Source organism: Pseudolactococcus insecticola, from assembly GCF_011170065.1.
Classification (GTDB): domain Bacteria; phylum Bacillota; class Bacilli; order Lactobacillales; family Streptococcaceae; genus Pseudolactococcus; species Pseudolactococcus insecticola.
Genome location: NZ_BLLH01000008.1, coordinates 71,807 through 87,378, shown reverse-complemented (window position 1 = coordinate 87,378; position 15,572 = coordinate 71,807). Strand labels below are relative to the sequence as shown.

Genomic DNA, 15,572 nt, shown 5'->3' with positions numbered 1-15,572 from the left:
ATTAATTTGAAATTTTCAGAACCTTATCTTTTTGATGACATCGGCATAGAATTGCTAGCCAAAGCGTCAAAAAAAGCAACGAAAATATGGATTCTCGCTGCTCACAAATCCCGTGGGGACAATATTTCCCACAGATTTTGCCGACAAACTATTTAACTTATTATAGCATGAATTGCTGGGATTTTCAAGGTAAAAAATCAAAGAAGAGAGTACTTTCAGGTTAACTCAAAAGTCTCAGAAAAACAAAACGATACAAAAAAATGTGATCACTCACATTTCCTATATCGTCTATACAATTTTCAAACTTACCAGATTTTAACACGATCAGCTTTATCACGCCACATGCCGTCGCCTGCTTTGACATCAAACGTCTCGAAAAATTCATCAAGGTTGGTCGGCTGAACGTTAGCGCGCAGTTTTCCTGGGGCATGGACGTCCATCGTAAGCAACATTTGCGTGTATTCTTGACTTGCTTTGAGGCGCCATACCGTTGCCCATTGGCTGAAAAATTCGGTCAGATTGACGGTTTCTTCGCGTTTTGCTGCGCTCATGGCAGCCGTCAGACCACCTGCGTCTGCGATATTTTCAGAGACGATCAGCTTACCGTTGACCTTACCTCCTGCGAGTTCAAGGCCGTCAAACTCAGCAATCATCTCTTCTTGCTTAGCTTCAAAGGCTTTGAAATCCTCAGGCGTCCACCAGTTTTTCATGTTGCCAAACTCATCGAAAAGTGCACCGTTATTATCAAAAGCATGCGAGATTTCGTGGGCAATAACGGCACCAATCCCGCCATAGTTCTGGCTTGGGGTTTGCGTTACAGCTGAGTAAAATGGCGCTTGCAAAATCGCTGCAGGAAAAACAATCGTATTGCTATTTGGACTAAAGTAGGCATTGACCATATGCGCAGGCATGTGCCACTCAGTCTTATCCACAGCTTCTGAGAACTTCTCATAATGGTGCTTACTTCTAGCATTGTTGAACTTAACTGCGTCCGCATAGATACTTGCGTCACCCACTACAAACGCTTGATAAAGCTCAGGCAACTTGTCAGGATATCCGATAAAAACAGTCATGGCATCAAGCTTTTGAATGGCTTTGTCAATAGTCGCACGGCTGAGCCAAGTGTTGCTGTCAAGGCGTTCTTGGTAAACTTTTATCATCTGGCTGGTCATGCGTTTCACGTCAGCTTTTGCAGCTTCACCAAAATATTTTTTACCATAGTAAAGACCAACTGCTTGTGAAAACTGCCCTGTTGCAAGGTCAAATGCATGTTTTTCTTGACTACGTGCTTCGGCAATTCCTGATACGGCACGTGAAAATTCACCGCCCAAAATCCGCATCTCGTCTGACAAAAAATTCGTCGCACCACGCGCCACACTCACAAGCATCCACGATTTAATGATGTCAAAATTATCAGCGTTTATGATTTTATCAAAATTCGCATAAAAACGTTGCTCATAGACTACGACTTTGTCGGGTAATTGTCCGACTAGACTTCTGATGAGCTTGTCAAAATCGACCGTTTTGCTTGCTGCTGTAAAGTCAGCGATATTGATCGGATTGTAAAGCTCTGCATATTTTGCCCACTCTTCTGACGTGTTAACATATTGCGCCAAAATCTCATCAAACTTGACTGTATTTTCAGCTGTTTTTTGTGCAAAATCTGCGTCGTATCCGTACTTTTTGAGAATTTCTACAGTGTTTTTGGTATAAAGCGCGAGTAACTCAGCTTTTTTGGGATGTTCATCGGCATAATAGGTCGTGTCAGGCAAGATGAGGCCAGCACCAGACAAGGTCAACGCGTAATGCACTGCATCTTTCATATCTGTATCGACAGACAGGTTAAACGGCAGTGACGCTTGACTCGTCAGAATCAAGTCAGCCAATTGGTTTTCTAAGTCAGCGAAGTCGCGCAACCTTTCAACGCGCGCAAGTTCAGGTTTCACAACAGCCGTACCAAATGCTGCACGTGCTGTAAAATCACCAGCTTTTTGATAAAACTTGGCAAATTCGTTCATGACGGTGTCATCACCGAAGTCAGTTGTTGTTGCAAAGTCGTTCATCAATCTTGCTTCATTTTCAATGACGAGCTCATCAAACGCACCTAGACGTGGGCGATCACTGGGGATTTCAGCCGTTGCAAGCCAGTCAGCGTTGACTGCTTCAAATAAATCATCTTGTATCCGTACCATTTAACATCCTCTTTTCATTTTCTCATATTATAGCATTTGTTGCGCCGTAAAGCCATTTTCAAGTGTTGCAATGACAGCTAGCATTTGCGTGTCTGTGACTAATTTTTCAGCACCATTGACCAAAGTGTCGTAAACAGCGTCATAAACACGACCGTAGTCACCTGTGATAGACGGGATGTATTTTTCGATGCGATCGCCACTCTGGTTGAGATAGACGAGCTTGCCAAAATCTTGCGGCGCATCTTTCCCAAAGCCCGAATCTCCCGGTAAGATATAGGCCTTAAGGTCATTTTCCTGCTGATCCATGTTGTACTTGATATAGCTGCCACGACTGCCTTTGATGACCCACTTGGGATAGCTCGTCATCGCCATCTCAGTCGCCTGCACCGTGGCTTTCATATTGTCAGCATAAAATAAGCCAACCTCAAACTGGTCATCAAGGCTTGATGCGGGGTTTCTCGTCGCACGAATGTCGTAAGTCACACGATCTGGTACACCAAACAGCGCAATCATCTGATCAACCAAATGCACGCCATGACCATAGAAAGCACCGTCAATCTGACGACCATTCTGAATCTCATCTGACGGACGATAATGGTCCATATGCAGTTCAACGTCAATAATCCGCCCCAGATAGCCCGTTTCAAGAATGTGTTTGACCGTCAGATAATCACTGTCAAATCGACGATTTTGATAGGGCATAAAAAATAGATTTTTTTCTTTTGCGATGTTGATGAGTTCTTGCATTTCTGAGCGCTTTTCAACAGCAGGTTTGTCCAACAAGACATTTTTCCCAGCCGTCAAAAGTTGACGTGCCAAGTCAAAATGCGTCGTCGCAGGCGTCACAACTACAACCAGATCAATAGTTGCGTCATTGATAATATCATGGATATTAGTAGAGAAAATCGTGCCTGTTGCTTCAAGCGCAGCCTGTTCAATCGGATTTTTCCCCAAGCTTCTGACATAGACACGGCTGATATTGAAGGTGTCACGTGTTCTGACGAAAGGAATGTGATAGCGATTTGTTGATTTGCCAAAGCCAACATAGGCGATATTTAGTTTTTTCATGTTATTTACCTCATATTCTATTATATGTTAAAAATGAAAAAAACGCCCTTGTGAACGTCTTTCATATGACTTGTTAGATGAGTTTTTCTTTGTGAAATTGCTCAACAGATTGCTTGCCGTCATTGAGCTTATCCCAGATGACAACCTCTCCTTTAGCGAGAGATTTTTTTACGTCGATAATCCGCTGATTTGACGACCCACGAAATTGCAAGAGTAGATTTTTTTTAGCCAGCTCAAAACGCCCGTCGACTAGGATATCAATATTATCAAGCAATTCAAGTTTATCAGGCGTTTCTTGCATGAGCTCGTCCCAAGTATAGCCCGTCCAGCTCCAAATATCTTTTTCTGGTAACTCTTTTTTGATGCGCTTAACAAGCGGTAAAACAACTTGCGTGTTCAAAAATGGTTCGCCACCTAGCAAAGTCAGACCTTGCACATAAGACAGTGCCATGTCAGACATGATACGTGCTTCAAGCTCCGCCGTATAAGGCGTGCCAAATCGAAAATTCCATGTCGCTTCATTGTAGCAACCTTCGCAATGAAACATGCACCCACTCACATAAAGTGAGTTACGAATGCCTTCACCATCCACAAAATTTAGCGGTTTGTAGTCTGCAATATAGCCTTGTGACAACTCGTCAGAAGTCCATTCTTGCGGTTTTGGATTGTTCATAGCGACTTGCCTGATTTCTTTTTCTTATTTAGATAGTTGGCTTTAATCTCATCAAGCTTTTTTTGCTTATCAGACTTACCCGTCGAATTTTTTTCGTGAAATTTTTGGACAGATGCTTGTCCTTTATAGTCGAGTTGATATTTACCCATGTGTGTCTTTCCTTTGTTAAATATGAAGTTTACGGCGCAAAGATGTTCCCTTTGCCCCTAGCAATTTTTCAAGATAGCCAAGTTTTGCTGCCATGATCAGATAGCTAATGAGGCCAATACCTCCCGATACAACTGTCGTCAGATAGACGTTTGACGGCAGCAACCATTTGACCACCAAAACAATAACTGCCATGACCGCCGTCATGCAGACAATGCCCAAAACACCGCGAAATGTCGCCTTGATTGAGAAATTTGAAACCTGCTGAATCTTGCGCAGAAACAGGAAAACGCCCGTCCCAAAAGCAATCGTCGTCGCAATCATCGGCCCATATGACTCATAGAGATAGATCGCAGGCACCTGCAAAATCAGCTTGATGATAAGCGTTGCGCCAAAATAGCGCATGGCAAGTCGGCTGTGGTGCAGCGCTTGTAACATAGGCGATAACATGGCGTAGCTCGCAAGTAGAAAACTTTGCAAGAAGGCAAAGATAAAGAGATTGAGCTGAAGTTGATTTGGTGTCACATAAAATATCGTGTAAATATTTCGTGATAAAAGACTCATACCCACAACTGCAGGAATCATGAAAATCGCAAACAGCTGAACACTATAAGAAATCAGATGCGCCGTTTCTTTTTTTTCACCCTTGACATAGCTGGATGTTATAAGCGGAATGCTGACACCGCCTAGCGTTGTCGCAACACCAATCAAGACCATGGTCAATTTATCCGTGTTGGCTGAAAAGTAAGAGAAAAAAATCATCAGCTGTGCATCTGTATAGTTCGCAACAAGTCTCATAACATGCGGAAATGTTGACTGGTCAATCAATTTAAAAATTTGGATGGCAGACCCAATCACAATAAACGGAATGGCCTGTTTTAAAGTCTGCGTTAATAATCTGACGGCATTTATCTCGTGATTTGACTTACCAGGATTTGCAATCTTTGAAATATCACCTTGTCGCATCAAGGAAACAACTAAAACAACCGTGCTTGCAATCATCCCGATAAAAGCTGCTGTTGTTGACTGCGTCACAGCCTTCACCCAGTCCCCCGAGCCAATCTTCATAATCGTATAAGCTGTAACCAACATCCAAATCACACGAACAATCTGCTCCATGAGTTGGCTGAGTGCGTAAGGCTTCATGTTGCTAAGACCCTGAAAATAACCTCGGATCACCGACATAGCAGGGAAAACCAAGACAGCAAGCGACAGGCTTTTCATGACTGGAATCAAGTCCTTGCCACCACCAGATAGACTGGCAAAAAATGGCGCAAGCAAATACATAACCCCAGCAAAAAATAGCCCCAGTACACCCATAAAGACCAGCATTTGTCTGACTAATCGATAAGACATATTGCGATCACCCAGCGCATTGTACTTGGCAACTTCACGCGAAATGGCAACTGGAATACCAGCCGTTGAAATCAGCAAAAACAAGGCATATACGTTATAACCCATTGAAAACAGGGCATTTGCCTGATCACCGTGGGTACCCATCCAGGCATACCAAGGAATGATATAGATGGCACCCAAGATTTTTGAGAGAAAATCGCCTGCTGTCATCCAAAAAGTGCCAGCAAGCATCCTATTTTGCTGATTTTCAGCAGTGGAAATCTCTTCTTCTATAAATTCTGCATTTTCCATCAATAATCGTCCTTGCGATAACCCATTTCCTGTATATCAATTTTTTTATCACGCCAGTTTGACTTGATTTTAACCCATGTTTCTAGGTAAACCTTGTCTCCTAGCATGAGCTCGATGTCACGGCGTGCCATTTTCCCGACTTTGCGGATCATGTCACCACCTTTACCAAGGATAATGCCTTTTTGACTCTTGCGTTCAACGTAAATTGTCGCCATGATGTGGACTTTATTAGTATCTTCATCACGTTTCATCGAGTCAACTGTCACCGCAATCGAATGCGGCACTTCCTCGCGTGTCAAAATCAGCACTTTTTCCCGAATCATCTCACCGACCAAAAAACGCTCAGGGTGATCAGTAATCATATCATCAGGGAAATATTTGAATCCTTCTTCCAGATTACTTTTGAGAATTTCAAGCAACTTATCCGTGTTATTGCCTTCTAAGGCTGAAATCGGGATAACTTCTTTAAAGTCCATCTGCGTGCGAAAATCATCGATTTGTGCAAGCAACTGGTCTGGATGCACCTTATCAATCTTATTGACAACCAAAATAGCAGGGACATTGGCCTGTTTCAAGCGATCAATGATCATGTTGTCACCCTTGCCACGCGCCTCATCGGCAGGCACCATAAACAGCACCGTGTCAACTTCTCGCAAAGTCGAGTAAGCAGACTCCACCATGTAGTCACCCAAAGCATTGTGTGGCTTATGAATCCCTGGTGTATCGATGAAAACGATCTGCTCAGTTTCGGTTGTATAAATCCCTTGGATTTTATTACGTGTTGTCTGCGCCTTATCACTCATGATGGCAATTTTTTGCCCCATAACATGATTGAGCAAGGTTGATTTACCGACGTTTGGACGGCCGATGATGGATACAAATCCTGATTTGAAGGTCATGTTTTATTCTTTCTAGTTAGAAGGTAATCTTGGCACAGTTGCCAACGACTGTATTTTTTATCTCTTTATTATAACACAAAAAGCCGTTTCCGACTTTTCAGAGTTGCCTATTGCAAGTTTATTTATCACCCTTATTACGAATCACAAAACCAGGTTTCTTTTCAGTCGCTTTTGGATGGACTTTTTGCTTATCTTTTTTATAGTAATCTTTTTTGTTACGGTCATCACGATCGCGTCCGCCACGTTTATCACGGTTATAGCCACCACCACGACGATCATTGCGTCCACGGCCACCACCACGATTACCGCCACGGCCGCCGCCTTTACCACCTTCACCGTTAAATGGCAATGGTTTTTCAGCTGCGATTTCAACTTTTGGACGTGTATCAGGATCTTTTACTTTGGCTTGAAGCAAGAGTGAAACCAAAAGTTTTGGATCATATTCAGCCAAAAGCTTGTCAGCATCTTCGTCAAATTTGTCGAGTTTAGCCGCCAGTTTTGGATCTGTCAGATCACGTTTGATTTCGTCAAATGCAACAGCAAGGCTTGCTTGATAAGCTTCCTCACGTGTTGGTGGCTTCATGCCTTTCATTTCTTTTTTCGTCAAACGTTCAATCGCTCGTAAATAGCCCATTTCGTTATTTGACACAAAAGTGATTGACAAACCAGATTTGCCGGCACGACCAGTACGGCCAATACGGTGAACATAGCTTTCTTGGTCTTGGGTGATATCATAGTTGTAGACATGCGTCACACCTGAAATATCAAGGCCACGCGCCGCAACGTCAGTTGCTACCAAAACATCCAGATTGTCATTTTTAAAATCACGCAAAACAGCCAAGCGTTTTTGTTGTGCCAAATCACCATGGATACCTTCTGCACGGTAACCGAGTAATTTCAAACCACGTGTGATTTCATCAACACGACGTTTTGTCCGACCAAATACAATAGCAAGTTCAGGCTTTTGAACATCGAGCAGGCGTGTCAAGACGTCAAATTTTTCAAATTCTTTTGTCTTCACATAGTACTGATCAATCAAGTCTGATGTCATTTCTTTTGAAACGATTTTGACATGTTCAGGATCTTTCATGAATTTCACGCCGATTTTTTTGATGGCATCAGGCATTGTCGCTGAGAACAAAAGCGTTTGACGTGTCGCAGCTGGCGTTGCTTTAATGATAAATTCAAGGTCATCAATAAAGCCCATGTTCAACATTTCGTCAGCTTCATCAAGGATCAAGGTTTCAATATCACCAAGCTGAAGTGCACGACGTTTAATCAAGTCAACCATACGACCTGGCGTGCCGACAACGACATGTGCACCAGATTTGAGCGCTTTGATTTGTTTGTCAATACTCGCACCACCAAAGACTGAGCGGACTTTGATGCCTTTGTCGCGACCAAAACGGAAAAGTTCTTCTTGTGATTGCACCGCAAGTTCACGTGTTGGTGCAATAACTAAGGCTTGCAAACCACCGTTGACGTCGATTTTATCAAGTGTTGGTAGGCCAAAGGCAGCTGTCTTACCAGTACCTGTTTGAGCTTGACCGATAACATCACGGCCTGCGAGCGCAAGCATGATTGTTTGTTCTTGGATAGGCGTTGGTTGCTCAAAGCCTGCTTTTGTAACTGCTGATAGGATGTCTTCTGACAATCCGAGTTCTGTAAATTTCAAATGTTTCTCCATTCAAATATCATGGAGTTTTCGGTAATCTTATTTTATAAGTTCATTCATCATAAACTTGTTTGCATTTCAAGCAAACAGGCTCAAAACGCTAAATACTAAATCCAAATACTCCATTGAGTGACGGTTGCCCCGATTGGACAACCTATTAAGTATAGCACAATTTTAGTGAAAATGATAGCACTCTAGTTAAGAATGCGTTTTCACGTTTTGAGCGTCAAAAATCATCCAAAGAAAAAATCACACGTCTTTTCAAACGTCTGATTCTCTTTGATTATCTGACAGGTGCCTGATCACTCAAAACCACATCAGGATATTTATCGGCAAACCAGCGTTCCGCAAACTGATTTTCAAATAGGAACAAAGGATTGTCAAAACGGTCTCTGGCTAGGATATTGCGCGAACTTGACATGCGTTCGTCCAGGTCCTCAGGCTTGATCCAGCGCACGGTTTTTTTGCCCATTTGGCTCATAACAACCTCAGCATTGTACTCGCCTTCCATGCGGTGCTGAAAGACTTCAAACTGCAGCTGACCGACAGCTCCCAGCATATACTCGCCCGTCTGATAGTTTTTATAGAGCTGAATGGCGCCTTCTTGCACTAGCTGCTCGATACCCTTATGGAAAGACTTTTGCTTCATGACATTTTTTGCCGAAACTTTCATAAAAAGCTCAGGCGTAAACGTCGGCAGTGGTTCAAACTCAACTTTAAGACTGCCTGTCGTCAGGGTATCTCCGACCTGATAAGTCCCCGTATCATACACCCCGATAATATCGCCTGCGACCGCATTTTCAACATTTTCACGGCTTTCCGCCATAAACTGTGTGACATTACTGAGCTTAACAGCCTTACCCGTGCGCGCAAGCTTGACCGACATGCCCTTATCGAACTCACCCGACACGATGCGCACAAAAGCGATTCTGTCGCGGTGACGTGGGTCCATGTTAGCCTGAATCTTGAAGACGAATCCAGAAAAGTCTGGCGTCGTTGGTGACACAATCTCTTCAGTTGTTGTCTTGTGCCCTTGCGGCTCGGGCGCGTAAGCTAGAAAACTATCTAGGAAAGTCTGCACACCAAAGTTTGTCAGTGCTGATCCGAAAAAGACAGGTGTCAAATTACCAGCTAAAACAGCAGCCGCATCAAAGGGATTCCCCGCCTCAGTCATCAGCTCAATATCGTCTTTTGCTTGCTGATAAAAAGGATTGGTCGCAAAAACTTGCTCACCTTGCTCAAAATCAACAAAACGCTCATCCCCACGATAAAGCTCCAAACGCTTGTTTGTCATATCATACAAGCCTTCAAAGTTTTTCCCCATACCGATTGGCCAGTTCATCGGCGTTGAGAAAATACCAAGCACCTCTTCGAGTTCAGCTAGTAAATCAAGCGGTTCACGCCCGTCACGGTCAAGTTTATTGATAAAGGTAAAAACAGGAATGCCACGTTGTTTGACAACCTGGAACAGTTTTTTCGTCTGCGCTTCGATCCCTTTTGCGCTGTCAATCACCATGACAGCAGCATCGACCGCCATAAGCGTTCTGTAAGTATCTTCAGAAAAGTCCTCATGCCCTGGTGTATCCAGGATATTGACGCGCTTACCTGCGTAGTCAAACTGCATAACAGATGACGTCACGGAAATCCCACGTTGCTTTTCGATGTCCATCCAGTCGGACTTAGCAAAATGGCCCGTTTTCTTGCCTTTTACAGTACCTGCCTCACGAATCTCACCACCAAAATAAAGGAGTTGTTCAGTTATCGTCGTTTTTCCGGCATCCGGGTGACTGATAATGGCAAATGTTCGTCTACGTTTAATATCTTCTGCTAATGTTGTCATGTGACTTCCTTATATCGTCTTATTCTTTTAAAAATGTGGGTAAAATACACGATTAGCTTGTTATTCGGCACTTTCCACTAGTATTTTATACTGTCCATTTTCACGCAATTAGTTTTATTATATCATATTGTCAAGTGACTTTTATGACAAACTGTCACATTCGTTACAAAAGCTTCACGCCATTTTCACATGACTGGTAAAATAGTTTGTTAAACTAAGAGACATGAAAACATATAAACACGACGAGCTTAAAGCGTTGACTAAAAAAATGTCAACTAAAAACATCGCCCTTGTAGCTGGTACACTGATTGCAGGTGGTATCTTTGCATCAGGCAATGCTACTTTGGCAAGCGCTGACCAAGTCACTTATACAGTGAAACCTGGCGATACACTATCTCAGATTTCTGAACAATTTTTCAACGACGACAGCCATGTTCAAGCGATTGCTACGGCTAATCACATCGACAACCTCAGCTTGATCCAAGTCGGACAAGCAATTACCATCGATACTGATGCAACAGTTGCTTCTGAAAATGCCACTAACACAACTGAAACTGCGACTGCTGACGTCGTACCAACACAGACAACTGAAACGACTGCTGATAGCTATGCAACGCCGAACGGCTTTTCTGCAAGCTCCGCTAAAGAAGCGATTGCTATGACAGAGTCTGGTGGTTCCTACACGGCACAAAACGGACAATACTACGGCCGTTACCAACTTTCAGCTTCCTACCTGGGTGGCGACTATTCTGCTGCCAATCAAGAACGCGTCGCCGACAACTATGTCGCACAGCGCTACGGTTCATGGGAAGCAGCCTGGGCCTTTCATCAGGCAAATGGCTGGTACTAAAATATAAAAAAAACTAATGGCGTTTGATATGCCCCCAAAATTAGACTTTTTATCCAAGTATTTATACTTGGATTTTTTTTGCAAATTGTAAAATGAAGTTAGATTTTTCGTCTAACTTTTCGGAGTCACTACAGTTAAGCCTTCGGTGGGCTTTTTATTTAAGTGGCAAAAGTGCCTCAGCAAGTTTTGCAAACTCAGGAATTGAGAGGGCTTCGCCCCTGATTTGTGGGGATATTTCTGCTATTTCTAGTGATTTTGTTAATTGGGCACGGATGTCTTCTGTCTTGCCAAAGGCTGACTGGAGGTTGTTCCAGAGCGTTTTTCTGCGATGGACAAAGGCAAGTCTTGCGACTTTGAAAAAGAAATCTTCATCAGAAACCTCTACCATTGGCGCATCGCGCCGAGTCATCTTAAGGATGGCCGAATCAACGTTTGGCGCGGGCACAAAGACCGTTTTGGGTACGATAAAAGCCACCTGTGCAGTCATATAGTACTGAACTGCGATTGACAAGCTGCCATAAGCCTTAGTATTAGGGCTTGCACTGATGCGATCTGCCACTTCTTTTTGCATCATGACGACAAACTCGGTGAAAGGAATCTTGCTCTCAATCAGGTGCATGAGAATGGGCGTCGTGATGTAATAAGGCAGATTTGCGACAACTTTTATCGGTAGGTTAGGGTTTTTAAAATTTTTGATGTGCGTCTGTAAATCCGCTTTGAGCACGTCTTCGTTAATAACTGTGATATTATCAAAATCACGTAAAGTATCTGCGAGGATGGGAATCAGACGATCATCAATCTCAAAGGCCATGACTTCGGAAGCTTTCTCTGCGATAAACTCCGTCAGAGCACCGATGCCAGGGCCGATTTCGATGACATTGACATCCTGGTCAATCTCAGCCGTATCAACAATTTTTTGTAAAATATTGGTATCTGTGAGGAAATTTTGCCCCAGACTTTTTTTGAATGAAAAGCCATGACGCTCTAAAATGGCCTGAGTAACGCGATAATCTGCTATGTGCATGTGATGATTTTCTCCTGAATTTGTGGTCTCTTATCATTATAACAGAAAAGCCTTTGTTGTGGCTGCTGATTACTAAATTACATCGTTTTTTATAAGTCTTTTGCCAGAATTGGGCTGATCAATCTGATACTTGTGGCTGTCCTATCACGAGCGACGGTAGCGACCGCAAAATTCCAGTATAACGAACGTCTTTTAGCTTAATGAGTGCCATCATTTCCTGATTCAAACTTTTGCATCACTGCTTCAACTTCCGCCAAGGTAATCCCAAATAAAGCCAATCGTTTTAGCTGCTGTTTGGCGTTACTGTAGCCGATTCTGAGTTGTTCACCTAAAAATTCACGTCGTTTTCGACTGTCTGCTTTCGCAATTAAGCCTAGTCGAATCAAATCATGCGCTGTCATGTCAAAATCCATCACATCATCAAAATTTGACGTGACTTGGCTAAGTGCCTTGTCCAGATCCGCAAAACTAGCATGCTCGACGCCAAGCGAGCGGCCTTTTGTCTTGGACTTCGGCTTTGCCTCACCACGATTCAAAAAAGCGTGTCTAACACTGGGAATCGCCGTCATAATAATGCGTCTGATGCGCTCTCCACTGTGATCAGGATCCGTAAAAACGATGACCCCACGCAGTTCGTGCAGGCGTTCAATGCGCAACAAATCATCATCAGAAATGGCAGACCCTTGTGTTTCATAGGTATCCACGTCATAATAGCGTTTGAGATTTGCTGTGTCATCTTTTCCTTCAACGACGATGACTTCTGAAATCACTTGTTTATCAGTCATGTTTTGTTTGTTCATCCTATTTATCGTCATTTATCCTGAAAATAGCCATGGCATTGTCATAAGTCGCTTGCGACACTTCATCAGCTGTCAAGTTTCTGAGTTCAGCGATTTTTTCAACAACAAACTTGGTGTATGCAGGCGTATTTTCCTTGCCACGATAGGGCACAGGAGCAAGATACGGTGCATCCGTTTCAACTAAAATCTTATCCAGCGGCAACTTCGCTGCTGCCTCTTGCAAGTCCAGCGCTTTTTTGAAGGTCACAACGCCCGAAAATGAAATCATCATACCAAGCGCCACAAACTGTTCAGCCTCAGCAAGTGTCCCAGAAAATGAGTGCATGATGCCGCCACGAGGACCAACACCCTCTGACTTGATAATCTCATATGTGTCTGCCATGGCATCGCGCGTGTGTACCACAAATGGCAACTCATAGTCTTTGGATAGCTGAATCTGCCTGCGAAAAACACGTTTCTGCACGTCTTTTGGCGCAGTCATCCAGTGATAATCAAGCCCAATCTCACCCAAGGCAATCACGTGCTTGTCTGTCAGATGCGAGGTGATCAGATCCTCGATTTCGTCAGAATAGTCGCCTGCCTCAGTCGGATGCCAGCCAATCGTTGAATAGAGCGTACCAGCAAAACGTTCTGACAAGGCCAAACTCTGCTTGATTGTTGGTAAATCAAATCCTACAATATTGAGTTTTGTGACACCATATTCTGCTGCCTTCTCTATTTCTTCTTGTTCACGTCCAGCAAAATTCTCTGCGTTCAGGTGCGTATGTGTATCAAAAATCATCTGCTAACTTCTTTTCTATTTGTTCTATTTTTTATTTCGGTAAAATAAAAACACTTTTCAGTGTTTTTAGATGGCGTCTCGCAAGCGCAGACCGTCATTTTCTAAAACGCGGACACTACGTGGCAAAAACGCACGAATTTCTTCTTCGTTATAGCCGATGTGCAGGCGCTTGTCATCCATAATGATTGGACGACGCAAGATTTGTGGATTTTCAGAGATGATTGTCACCGCTTCAGACAATGACAACTCTTCAAAATCAACGTTGAGTGATTTCACAAAACGATTGCGACTTGAAATCAATGATTCTATCCCATCATCACATTTTTCTAAGATATGTTTCACTTCGTCTGTTGACAAGGGACTTGACATGATATTACGCTCATCATAAGCGATTTCATGATCACCCAACCATTTTTTAGCTTTTTTACAGCTTGTGCACGATGGTGCCGTATAAATTGTTAGCATATTTCCTCCCGTGTTTGTAAATCTAACGCGTGTCGAGTTATAGATTGACGGTGTCAGATATGACACGTCGTCAACTCTACTATATGTTATCAATTATAACACAGTTTGTCATCAGTCAAAAGCCCTATTTGAGATAAAAACATCTTTTTAGCACTTTTTTGGCAATTTGTCCAAAATTTATGTCGCTTTTGCCGGATTTTTTTGAAAAAACTGCTCAGTCTTGTGATTATTCTTCAATTTCGATAGTATCAAGCTCAAGTTCAACGGCTTCTGCTGCTGGTGCGTCCTCTTTTTCTGCTTTATCCGTTGTTTTCGCTTTTGCAGCTGTTTTTTCAGTTGCTTTTTCTTCAGTTTGTTCAGCAGTTGTGGCACCTTCAACAAGACCAAAATGCTCACGAACTTTGTGGTCGATTTCATCAAACACCTCTGGGTGTTCTTTCAAGTACAATTTCGATTTTTCAGAACCCTGACCGATTTTTTCATCATTGTAAGAGAACCATGCCCCTGATTTTTTGATAATATCAAGATCTGATGCGATTTTCACCAGCTCACCTGTCTGTGAAATGCCTTCGCCAAACATGATTTCAACTTCTGCGACTTTAAACGGTGGCGCAACCTTGTTTTTCACGACTTTGATCTTCGTTTCTTTCCCCATCGCCGTGTCTTTATCTTCGCCAGTTCCCTTGATTTGCGTATTGCCACGAACGTCCAAACGCACTGAGGCATAGAACTTCAAAGCGCGCCCACCAGGCGTTGTTTCCGGACTACCAAACATGACACCGACTTTTTCACGCAGTTGGTTGATGAAAATGGCGATTGTTTTTGTTTTATTGATAGAAGACGAGAGTTTACGCATGGCTTGCGACATCATCCGAGCCTGCAGACCAACGTGAGAATCCCCGATTTCACCATCGATTTCAGCACGAGGGACAAGTGCTGCAACCGAGTCAATAACCACTAGATCAATAGCCCCTGAATCAATCAGCTTACCTGCAATTTCAAGACCTTGCTCACCTGAGTCAGGTTGCGAGAGCAATAGTTGATCAATGTCAACGCCAAGTGCCGCAGCATAGGCTGGATCAAGGGCATGTTCGGCATCGATAAAGGCAGCAATTCCGCCTTCTTTTTGTGCTTGTGCAACTGCATGGAGTGCAACTGTTGTCTTACCAGATGACTCTGGTCCGTAGATTTCGACAATACGACCTTTGGGATAGCCACCAGCACCTAGTGCAATATCAAGCGCAAGTGAGCCTGAGCTCATAACTTGAACTTTTTGTTCAGCTTTTTCCCCGAGACGCATGAGTGCGCCCTTACCAAAATCTTTTTCAATGCTTTTTAGCGCAATGTCGAGCGCCTTTTCACGCTCTTCGCCAAATTTTTTCGTAATATCGTCTAGATTTTTCTTAGCTTTTTTTGCCAAAGTTATCTCCTTTTTATCTGCTTGTGGTCTTGCCACAAAACTTTTCGTATTTCTTTATTATAGCATTTTTCTACCTACTTTTATATACGCA

Annotated in this window: 14 protein-coding genes; 1 reads left to right on the top strand and 13 read right to left on the bottom strand. The window is 43.1% G+C overall.

Annotated features, from left to right (window positions below; translation table 11 throughout):
• Window positions 1-305 precede the first annotated feature (305 nt).
• From pepO to Hs20B_RS07480, 8 genes are all read right to left on the bottom strand, one after another.
• Window positions 306-2,192: an endopeptidase PepO gene (gene pepO, locus Hs20B_RS07515; protein WP_172357181.1), complete on the bottom strand. Its 1,887-nt coding sequence runs from the start codon at window positions 2,190-2,192 to the stop codon at window positions 306-308.
• Between the two features lie 27 nt (window positions 2,193-2,219).
• Window positions 2,220-3,260, bottom strand: coding sequence for an oxidoreductase (locus Hs20B_RS07510; RefSeq protein WP_172357179.1), 1,041 nt, complete (start codon window positions 3,258-3,260; stop codon window positions 2,220-2,222).
• Window positions 3,261-3,333: 73 nt separating this feature from the next.
• Complete coding sequence (gene nrdG / locus Hs20B_RS07505; protein WP_172357177.1) at window positions 3,334-3,933, bottom strand: anaerobic ribonucleoside-triphosphate reductase activating protein; 600 nt, start codon at window positions 3,931-3,933, stop codon at window positions 3,334-3,336.
• Window positions 3,930-4,082, bottom strand: coding sequence for a hypothetical protein (locus tag Hs20B_RS07500; protein WP_172357175.1), 153 nt, complete (start codon window positions 4,080-4,082; stop codon window positions 3,930-3,932). The genes nrdG and Hs20B_RS07500 overlap by 4 nt, the downstream gene beginning before the upstream one ends.
• A 16-nt stretch (window positions 4,083-4,098) precedes the next feature.
• Entirely contained in the window at window positions 4,099-5,727 is a 1,629-nt protein-coding gene (locus Hs20B_RS07495; protein WP_172357173.1) for a putative polysaccharide biosynthesis protein, read from the bottom strand.
• Complete coding sequence (gene era, locus Hs20B_RS07490) at window positions 5,727-6,626, bottom strand: GTPase Era (RefSeq protein ID WP_172357171.1); 900 nt, start codon at window positions 6,624-6,626, stop codon at window positions 5,727-5,729. The genes Hs20B_RS07495 and era overlap by 1 nt, the downstream gene beginning before the upstream one ends.
• A 118-nt stretch (window positions 6,627-6,744) precedes the next feature.
• Window positions 6,745-8,301 carry a degradosome RNA helicase CshA gene (cshA, locus tag Hs20B_RS07485; RefSeq protein WP_172357169.1) on the bottom strand — a complete coding sequence of 519 codons (1,557 nt, stop codon included), beginning with the start codon at window positions 8,299-8,301 and terminating at the stop codon, window positions 6,745-6,747.
• Between the two features lie 283 nt (window positions 8,302-8,584).
• Window positions 8,585-10,141 carry a peptide chain release factor 3 gene (locus tag Hs20B_RS07480; RefSeq protein ID WP_172357167.1) on the bottom strand — a complete coding sequence of 519 codons (1,557 nt, stop codon included), beginning with the start codon at window positions 10,139-10,141 and terminating at the stop codon, window positions 8,585-8,587.
• 268 nt (window positions 10,142-10,409) lie between these two features.
• On the opposite strand from Hs20B_RS07480, the gene apf reads away from it, so the two are divergent.
• Complete coding sequence (gene apf / locus Hs20B_RS07475; protein WP_172357191.1) at window positions 10,410-10,991, top strand: aggregation-promoting factor; 582 nt, start codon at window positions 10,410-10,412, stop codon at window positions 10,989-10,991.
• 154 nt (window positions 10,992-11,145) lie between these two features.
• Here the strand turns inward: apf and rsmA are convergent, their stop codons facing one another.
• The 5 genes from rsmA to recA form a co-directional block, all read right to left on the bottom strand.
• Window positions 11,146-12,015, bottom strand: a complete 870-nt coding sequence (gene rsmA, locus Hs20B_RS07470) for a 16S rRNA (adenine(1518)-N(6)/adenine(1519)-N(6))-dimethyltransferase RsmA (protein ID WP_172357165.1) — start codon at window positions 12,013-12,015, stop codon at window positions 11,146-11,148.
• Window positions 12,016-12,212: 197 nt separating this feature from the next.
• A complete protein-coding gene (gene rnmV / locus Hs20B_RS07465; protein ID WP_172357163.1) occupies window positions 12,213-12,800 on the bottom strand; it encodes a ribonuclease M5 in 588 nt (195 codons plus the stop codon).
• A gap of 16 nt (window positions 12,801-12,816) precedes the next feature.
• On the bottom strand, window positions 12,817-13,596 hold the full coding sequence (locus Hs20B_RS07460) for a TatD family hydrolase (RefSeq protein ID WP_172357161.1): 780 nt from the start codon (window positions 13,594-13,596) through the stop codon (window positions 12,817-12,819).
• Window positions 13,597-13,662: 66 nt separating this feature from the next.
• Entirely contained in the window at window positions 13,663-14,061 is a 399-nt protein-coding gene (spx, locus tag Hs20B_RS07455) for a transcriptional regulator Spx (protein ID WP_172357159.1), read from the bottom strand.
• Window positions 14,062-14,287: 226 nt separating this feature from the next.
• A complete protein-coding gene (gene recA, locus Hs20B_RS07450) occupies window positions 14,288-15,481 on the bottom strand; it encodes a recombinase RecA (RefSeq protein WP_172357157.1) in 1,194 nt (397 codons plus the stop codon).
• Between the last annotated feature and the right edge of the window lie 91 nt (window positions 15,482-15,572).

Coding starts and splice junctions, on each gene's coding strand:
- pepO (WP_172357181.1), bottom strand. CDS start 2,192: ATGGTACGGATACAAGATGATTTATTTGAAGCAGTCAACGCTGACTGG.
- Hs20B_RS07510 (WP_172357179.1), bottom strand. CDS start 3,260: ATGAAAAAACTAAATATCGCCTATGTTGGCTTTGGCAAATCAACAAAT.
- nrdG (WP_172357177.1), bottom strand. CDS start 3,933: ATGAACAATCCAAAACCGCAAGAATGGACTTCTGACGAGTTGTCACAA.
- Hs20B_RS07500 (WP_172357175.1), bottom strand. CDS start 4,082: ATGGGTAAATATCAACTCGACTATAAAGGACAAGCATCTGTCCAAAAA.
- Hs20B_RS07495 (WP_172357173.1), bottom strand. CDS start 5,727: ATGGAAAATGCAGAATTTATAGAAGAAGAGATTTCCACTGCTGAAAAT.
- era (WP_172357171.1), bottom strand. CDS start 6,626: ATGACCTTCAAATCAGGATTTGTATCCATCATCGGCCGTCCAAACGTC.
- Hs20B_RS07480 (WP_172357167.1), bottom strand. CDS start 10,141: ATGACAACATTAGCAGAAGATATTAAACGTAGACGAACATTTGCCATT.
- apf (WP_172357191.1), top strand. CDS start 10,410: ATGTCAACTAAAAACATCGCCCTTGTAGCTGGTACACTGATTGCAGGT.
- rsmA (WP_172357165.1), bottom strand. CDS start 12,015: ATGCACATAGCAGATTATCGCGTTACTCAGGCCATTTTAGAGCGTCAT.
- rnmV (WP_172357163.1), bottom strand. CDS start 12,800: ATGACTGATAAACAAGTGATTTCAGAAGTCATCGTCGTTGAAGGAAAA.
- Hs20B_RS07460 (WP_172357161.1), bottom strand. CDS start 13,596: ATGATTTTTGATACACATACGCACCTGAACGCAGAGAATTTTGCTGGA.
- spx (WP_172357159.1), bottom strand. CDS start 14,061: ATGCTAACAATTTATACGGCACCATCGTGCACAAGCTGTAAAAAAGCT.